4 protein-coding genes are annotated in these 7,269 nt (G+C 73.5%); 2 read left to right on the forward strand and 2 right to left on the reverse strand.

The genetic code is table 11. The features are described from left to right. The coding region (locus tag G6048_RS45780; protein ID WP_235991104.1) for a DUF5691 domain-containing protein at positions 1 to 1,452 on the reverse strand (1,452 nt) is incomplete at its 3' end. A gap of 109 nt (positions 1,453 to 1,561) precedes the next feature. Then, positions 1,562 to 2,923, reverse strand: coding sequence for an SWIM zinc finger family protein (locus G6048_RS45785; RefSeq protein ID WP_165345537.1), 1,362 nt, complete (start codon positions 2,921 to 2,923; stop codon positions 1,562 to 1,564). 143 nt (positions 2,924 to 3,066) lie between these two features. Between G6048_RS45785 and G6048_RS45790 the strand changes: the two genes are divergently transcribed. Together G6048_RS45790 and G6048_RS45795 are read left to right on the forward strand one after the other, a co-directional pair. After that, positions 3,067 to 4,257 carry an ATP-binding protein gene (locus tag G6048_RS45790; protein ID WP_165345538.1) on the forward strand — a complete coding sequence of 397 codons (1,191 nt, stop codon included), beginning with the start codon at positions 3,067 to 3,069 and terminating at the stop codon, positions 4,255 to 4,257. Beyond that, the gene (locus G6048_RS45795) at positions 4,254 to 7,100 is read left to right on the forward strand and encodes a DUF5682 family protein (protein WP_408056241.1); all 2,847 of its coding nucleotides are present in this window, start codon (positions 4,254 to 4,256) and stop codon (positions 7,098 to 7,100) included. The genes G6048_RS45790 and G6048_RS45795 overlap by 4 nt, the downstream gene beginning before the upstream one ends. Positions 7,101 to 7,269: the final 169 nt, after the last annotated feature.

The following is a 7,269-nucleotide window of genomic DNA, read 5'->3' on the forward strand; positions in this document are numbered from 1 at the left end:
GCCAGCTCCTCCACGTGGTCGATGGTGCGCCGCCTGCGCGCCACCGACTCCTCGGCGGCGCGGCGCAGTTCGGCCTCCGGGGAGCCCTCCGTGCGCAGGCCAGGGAACCGCGCAGACGCCGAGCAACTGAAACGCCTCAGACAACCCGTGCACGGCTATGAACCCCGCCACCCACTCCGCCCGCTCGGCGGAGCCCAACGTGCCGAGCAGTTTGGCCCGCTCGGCCAGCGACACCGCCCCCGGCCCCCCGGCCTCCGGTGCCGAAGGCGACCCCAACAGCGCCCTGGACCAGGACGGATCGCGTTGCCGTACCGCCGCTCGGCACCACGCGGCATGCAGTTCGCCCTGCCAGTCGTCCGCCACGGGCAGCGCCACGATCTCCTCCGGCGTACGCCCGCCGAGCCGTCCGGGCCAGGTGGCGAGCGGGGTCGCCTCGACCAACTGGCCTAGCCACCAGGACCGTTCACCCCGGCCGGTCGGCGCCTTGGCCACCACCCCGTCGCGCTCCATGCCCGCATCGCATGCGTGCGGCGCCTCGACCACGATCGTGGGCTCGCCGCCCGTATGGTCGACGGCCACGCACGAGCCGGCGCGGTCCGCCATCCGCCCGGCCAGCGCCGAACCCGGCAGCGCGGACAGCAACTCCGCTGCCGTGGCCCGGACATTGCGGCTCCGGTCGGCCAATGCCTGTTCCAGGAACGGCTCGTCCGCCTCGCACAGCCCCGTGCGCAGCGAGTCGAGGAACATCAGCCGATCCTCGGCCCGCTCGGTCGCCCAGGTCGTGGCGAGCAGTTCGCGCGCGGCTGCCGCTTCCTGTGCCCGTATCGCCGCAAGGAGTGCCACCCGCTCGGCGAACAGGCCTTCCTGCCACAACTGCCTTGTCCGCTCTGGTTCTTCTGCGCCGGGCAGTGCGGCTCCGCCGCCCGGTGTCGCACGCAGCGCGAACCTCCAGTCAGCGTTCAGCCGTGCCAGCCATAGGGCACGCGGACCCGCGAAGGTCAGCGCCGCCGGCCGCAGATCCGTACGCCCCCTCGCCGCGTCCAGGAGCGCGGGCAGCAACTCCGGGGGTGCTGCGAACCCGCGCTCGTTCGCCAGGGCGAGCCACTGCGGCAGCAGCTCCATGAGGTCGGGCGTCGTTCCTCTGCGGCCGCCGCCCCCCGTGCCGGGCCGGTCGGCGAGCAGCATCGCCAGCCTGCGCGCGGCGGGGCGGGGGAGCGCCGGGCGCGGGTCCTGAGCGGCCGACTCCGGCCGCGCCGCCGCCCGCCCCGGGCGCAGTCCGGCCCGCCGCTGAACCGTCTGTATCGCCGCCGCGTCCAGCAGGGCTCCGGGCGCCTCTCGTCCGTACGCGATCCCCGGCAACGTACGCCGCTCGGTCCCGAGCAACGCAACGGTCACGAGCTCCTCCCAGGAGCTCCCGGTGGAGGCGTCCGTGGGAGTGAGAGGGCTGTTCATGTGCGTCCCTTTCCGTATGGAGTCGAGGGAGGGGTGCCCGGCCGCGCAGGACGGCGACCGCCGAGGGGTCCGGGTGAGCTGGTCGGCGGGGCAAGACCTGGTCGTAGCGTCAGCACAGCGACACTGCCTCTCCCGGCCCATCCGGCCACGCCGTGAGCGGTGTGAAGCCGCGGTGGCCGCATTCCCCGAAGACCGTGACCGGGGCTCCGCCCGACAGGGCGACCAGCCGCCACAGGCCGGAGCGGGACTGGGCGGCCGGGGTGAGGGGGAGCGCCAGGTCGCTGTCGGCGTCCGCCAGTTGCCAGGAGTCGGCGTCCGGGGTCGGTATGACGCGGGCCAGCGTCACCGGGTGAGAGTCCAGCCATGGGTCGTCCCGGAGCGCCTCGCCGTACCGGGCCGCCGCCTGCGTCACGCTCACGCCCGGCGGGCGGAGCGTCACGGGAGCAGGCGGCGTGAACTGCTCGCCCAGGGCCACCCGCAGCTGCCCCGCGCCCGGGTACGCCGACACCTCCGCGTCGAGGGCCAGGCCGACGGGCAGTGCCAGTTCGGGTGCGCGGCCGGCAGCTCCGTAGGACAGGAGCAGGACCGTGCGCCCCGACTGCGCTCCGTGCAACCAGATGCGGCGGGTCGTCAGGCGGCTGTCCGCCGTGTCGTACTGGGCGAGGACCAGCCAGTGGTCGCGCTCGGGTGGGCCGCCCGCCGAGCCGGACAGCCCAATCCGGGAACGGACCGTCGCCGCGAGCCCTTCCGGCAGTCGCTCGCGACGCAGCCAACCCTGGACGATCAGGTGGAGCAGGGCGCACTCCTCGAGCAGCCGGACCGGCCAGCCGGGACCGGAGGACGGAATGGCCCCCAACTCCCGGACACGCGCGGCCAGTCCCGGTGCCTGCGCGTCGACCATCCGGGCCGCCGTCTCCTCCCACAGCCCGTACCCCGCCTGCTCCGCCGCGGCCAGGCCACTGCGCAGCAGGTCTGTCAGCCGCTGCTCCAGCTCCGTCGCGCCCGCCGTGATCCGCTCGGCACGCCGCTCCGTCCGGCGTCGCGCCGCCTCCGGATCACCCGCCGGAGCGCCGGACGGCCCGCTCGTCGTCCGCTTCTCCTCCGCGCGCTGCCTTCTCCCCTTTATCCACTGCTCGGCCCAGTCCGGCGCCTGCCCCCGCGGCACCGAGCTGTCCGTCCCGCTCTCGCCCGCCCAGAGCAGCAGCAGCCCCAGCGCGTGCTTGCACGGGAACTTGCGGCTCGGACAACTGCACTTGTACGCGGGCCCCGTGGAGTCCGCGAGGTCGATGACCGTCTGATAAGGCTTGCTGCCGCTGCCCCTGCACAGTCCCCATACCGTCCCCTCGTCAGAACTGCCCGCCTCCGACCACGGCCCGGCCGCGCCGAGTTTGCTACCCGCTTTGCGTGACGCGGAGTCAGGTGCCAGTGCCAGCACCTGATCCGCAGTCCAGCGCACCCCCTGATGAGTCATGACATCGAAGGTAGATCCCACCACTGACAATCGACCCTCGCGAGGGTATTTATGCAGGTCAGAGCGCATTGTCAGTGGTGTGGTGCAGGGTGGACACCAGATCCGAACCGGCCGACCCGGCCGAGCTGGAGGGGGACCTAGCCATGCCTGTTTCCGTCGATCCGACGTCCGTCGACCCGAGCCGCGACCAGTCCGCGCCCGCGAACAGGAGCGCGGGGGTGCCTGCGTCCGCGCAGGCGCCCACGGGGGAGAAGGGCGAGGCGCTACGGCCGCACGCCGAGGACGCGTTCGCCGCCGAGCTCGCCGCGCTGGCCGCGCAGGACGACCGCCCGCGCCCGACCCGCTGGCGGATGTCGCCGTGGGCCGTCGCGATGTACCTGCTCGGCGGCACCCTCCCGGACGGCACGGTGATCACACCGAAGTACGTGGGCCCGCGCCGCATCGTCGAGGTCGCCGTCACCACCCTCGCCACCGACCGGGCCCTGCTCCTGCTCGGCGTGCCCGGCACGGCGAAGACGTGGGTGTCCGAGCACCTGGCCGCGGCGGTCAGCGGCGACTCGACACTGCTCGTGCAGGGCACGGCCGGCACACCGGAGGAGGCGATCCGGTACGGCTGGAACTACGCGCAGTTGCTCGCCAACGGCCCGAGCCGCGACGCACTGGTGCCCAGCCCCGTCATGCGCGCCATGGCGGAAGGGATGACCGCGCGGGTCGAGGAGCTGACCCGTATCCCCGCCGACGTACAGGACTCGCTCATCACGATTCTGTCGGAAAAGACATTGCCGATACCGGAGTTGGGGTCGGAGGTGCAGGCCGTACGCGGCTTCAACCTGATCGCGACGGCCAACGACCGCGACCGCGGCGTCAATGACCTGTCCAGCGCACTGCGCCGCCGCTTCAACACGGTGGTGCTGCCGCTGCCGGAGAGCGCGGACGCCGAGGTCGACATCGTCTCGCGCCGGGTCGACCAGATCGGCCGCTCCCTCGACCTGCCGGCCGTGCCCGACGGCATCGACGAGATCCGCCGCGTCGTCACCGTCTTCCGCGAGCTGCGTGACGGCATCACCGCCGATGGCCGTACGAAGCTGAAGTCGCCCAGCGGCACGTTGTCGACCGCGGAGGCCATCTCCGTCGTCACCAACGGGCTTGCCCTGTCCGCCCACTTCGGCGATGGCGTCCTGCGCGCGAGTGACGTCGCCGCCGGCATCCTCGGCGCCGTCGTCCGCGATCCGGCCGCCGACCGCGTCATCTGGCAGGAGTACCTGGAGGCGGTCGTCCGCGAGCGCGACGGCTGGAAGGACTTCTACCGCGCCTGCCGGGAGGTGAGCGCGTGAACGGATCCCTGCCCCAGGCCGCACGGGCCGAGGGTGCCGGGCGCGGTACGGGGCCCACACTGCTCGGCGTGCGGCACCATGGGCCCGGTTCGGCCCGGGCCGTGCGGGCGGCCCTGGAAGCGGCGAGCCCCCGGACGGTACTGATCGAGGGCCCACCGGAGGCGGATGCATTGATCGCGCTGGCCGCCGAGGAGGGCATGCAGCCGCCCGTCGCGCTCCTCGCGCATGTAGTGGACGAGCCGGGACGGTCGGCGTTCTGGCCGCTGGCCGAGTTCTCCCCGGAGTGGGTGGCCATCCGCTGGGCACTGGAACACGGGGTTCCGGTCCGCTTCATCGATCTCCCCGCCACGCACACGTTGGCGTGGGGGCAGGAGGAGGCGCCCGACGAGCCCGCCGTGCCCGACGCGTCCACGGCACCGGACGGCCCCGACGCGTCCACGGCACCGGACGGCCCCGACGCGTCCACGGCACCGGACGGCCCCGACGGGTCTAGGGCACCGGACGGGCCCGAAGCGTCCGCGGCGCCGGACGAAACCGAAGCACCGGAGACGCCAGCACCGGACACGTCGCAATCGCCGGGCAGCGGTGCCGCCGAGGAGGCCATCCGGATCGACCCGCTCGCAGTGCTCGCCGAGACCGCCGGGTATGACGATCCCGAGCGGTGGTGGGAGGACGTGATCGAGCACCGGGGGGTCCGCGGCTCGGACGCGTTCGGGCCCTTCGAGGTGCTGGGGGAGGCCATGGGGGCGTTGCGGGAGGCGTACGGGAGCGGGGGGCACGAGCGGGATCTCGTACGGGAGGCGTATATGCGGCTCCAAGTGCGGGCGGCGCAGCGGGAGTTCGGGAATGAGGTGGCCGTGGTGTGCGGGGCCTGGCATGTGCCCGCGCTGCGGCACAAGGCGACCGTCGCCGCCGACAAGGCACTGCTCAAGGGCCTGCCCAAGGCGAAGGTGGACATGACGTGGGTGCCGTGGACGCACCGGCGGCTCGCGCGGGTCAGCGGTTACGGCGCGGGGATCGACTCGCCCGGCTGGTACGGGCATCTGTTCAGTGCCCCCGACCGACCGATCGAGCGCTGGATGACCAAGGTGGCCGGGCTGCTCCGCGACGAGGACCGGATCGTGTCGTCGGCGCACGTCATCGAGGCGGTACGGCTCGCCGACACGCTCGCCGCGATGCGGGGGCGCCCACTGCCGGGGCTGACGGAGACCACCGATGCCGTACGGGCCGTGATGTGCGAGGGCTCGGATGTTCCGCTCGCTCTCGTGCACGACCGGCTCGTGGTCGGCGACGTACTGGGCGAGGTGCCCGCGTCGGCGCCCGCGGTGCCGTTGCAGCGTGACCTGGCCCGGATCCAGCGGCGGCTGCGACTCAAACCGGAGGCGCTGGAGCGGGAGGTGGAGCTCGACCTGCGCAAGGAGAACGACGCAGGGCGCAGCAGGCTCCTGCACCGGCTGCGCCTCCTCGGCATTGAGTGGGGCACACCGGCCGAGTCGCGGGGGAGCACGGGTACGTTCCGGGAGACCTGGCGGCTGCGCTGGGAGCCGGAGTTGGCGGTGCGGGTCGCCGAGGCCGGCGTGTGGGGCACCACGGTGCTCGCAGCGGCGACCGCGAAGGCCGAAGCGGACGCCGTCGCGGCGGGCGCCCTGGCCGATGTCACCACCCTCGCGGAGCGCTGCCTCCTGGCCGAACTCCCGGACGCCCTCCCCGTGGTGATGCGCATCCTCGCCGACCGCGCGGCCCTCGACGCGGACGTCGGCCACCTCGCGCAGGCCCTCCCCGCCCTGGTCCGCTCCCTGCGCTACGGCGACGTACGCGGCACGGGCACGCACGCCTTGGCCGAGGTCGCGGCGGGTCTCGCCGAGCGCGTCTTCGTCGGCCTCCCTCCGGCCTGCGCCGCCCTCGACACGGACGCCGCCGAGGAGATGCGCCGACATGTCGATGCGGTACATGGGGCGGTGGGGCTGCTTGGGGAGGTTCATACGGAGACGCCTGCGGGAGCCGGCTCGGACTCGCGTCCGGCAGCAGCAGCGGTCAGCGAGGAAGTGTCCGGCCAGAGGTCGCGCCCGGCGGCTGCGGAGGCTTCCCCGGCAGAGGACACCGGGACCGGTCCAGGCCCCCGTCCGGAAGCCGACGCGAGGCCTGGCTCCGGGGCCGACGCTGAGGTCGCTACCGAGGCCGACGCCTTGCCAGAACCCAAGATCGATGCCGATGCCGGGACCGCCGCCGGCCCTCGCTCCGGCATACGCCACCGCTGGCACACCGTGCTGCGGACGCTCTCCGCTCGCGACACGATCCCAGGAATCATCCGGGGGCGGGCCGTTCGACTGCTGCTGGACGACGGGGAGTTGGAGGAGGGGGAGGCCGCACGGCTGATGGGGCTTGTGCTGTCGCCGGGGACGGCGCCGGGGGATGCGGCGGCGTGGATCGAGGGGTTCGTCGGCGGAGGCTCCGGGGGCGGGATGCTGCTCGTGCACGACGAGCGGCTGCTCGGGCTGGTCGACGCGTGGCTGACCGGGGTTTCGGCGGACGCGTTCACGGACGTACTGCCCTTGCTGCGGCGGACTTTCTCGGCGTACGAGCCCGGCGTGCGGCGCACGCTCGGCGAACTGGTCCGCCGCGGGTCGGGAACGCGAGGTAGCGGCGCGGCCACCGGCTCGGCCATACCCGGCTTCGCCACCGACCTCGACACCGAGCGCGCGGACGCCGTCCTCCCGATGCTGCGCATGCTCCTTGGGCTGGACGACAACGACGCTGACGACGCACCTGGCAACGACACACACGACGACAACGCACACGGCAACGACGCGAACGACAACGACCTTGCGGGGGTGGGCCGATGAGTACGGAAGCGAAGGGCCGGGCCGACGCGGCCGTCGAGGCCGGTGCCTCCGACGAGCGGCTTCGGCGGTGGCGGCTGGTGCTGGGCGGGGCGGAGGCGGACGGCACGGGGTATGAGCTGGCCGGGCAGGACGCCGGGATGGACGGGGCGTTGGGGGCGCTGTACGGGGG

The sequence above is a fragment of the Streptomyces ureilyticus genome, from assembly GCF_011045025.1.
GTDB lineage: Bacteria > Actinomycetota > Actinomycetes > Streptomycetales > Streptomycetaceae > Streptomyces > Streptomyces ureilyticus.

Excerpts from the sequence above, each read along its gene's own strand:
- G6048_RS45785 (WP_165345537.1), bottom strand. The coding sequence starts at position 2,923 with ATGACTCATCAGGGGGTGCGCTGGACTGCGGATCAGGTGCTGGCACTG.
- G6048_RS45790 (WP_165345538.1), top strand. The coding sequence starts at position 3,067 with ATGCCTGTTTCCGTCGATCCGACGTCCGTCGACCCGAGCCGCGACCAG.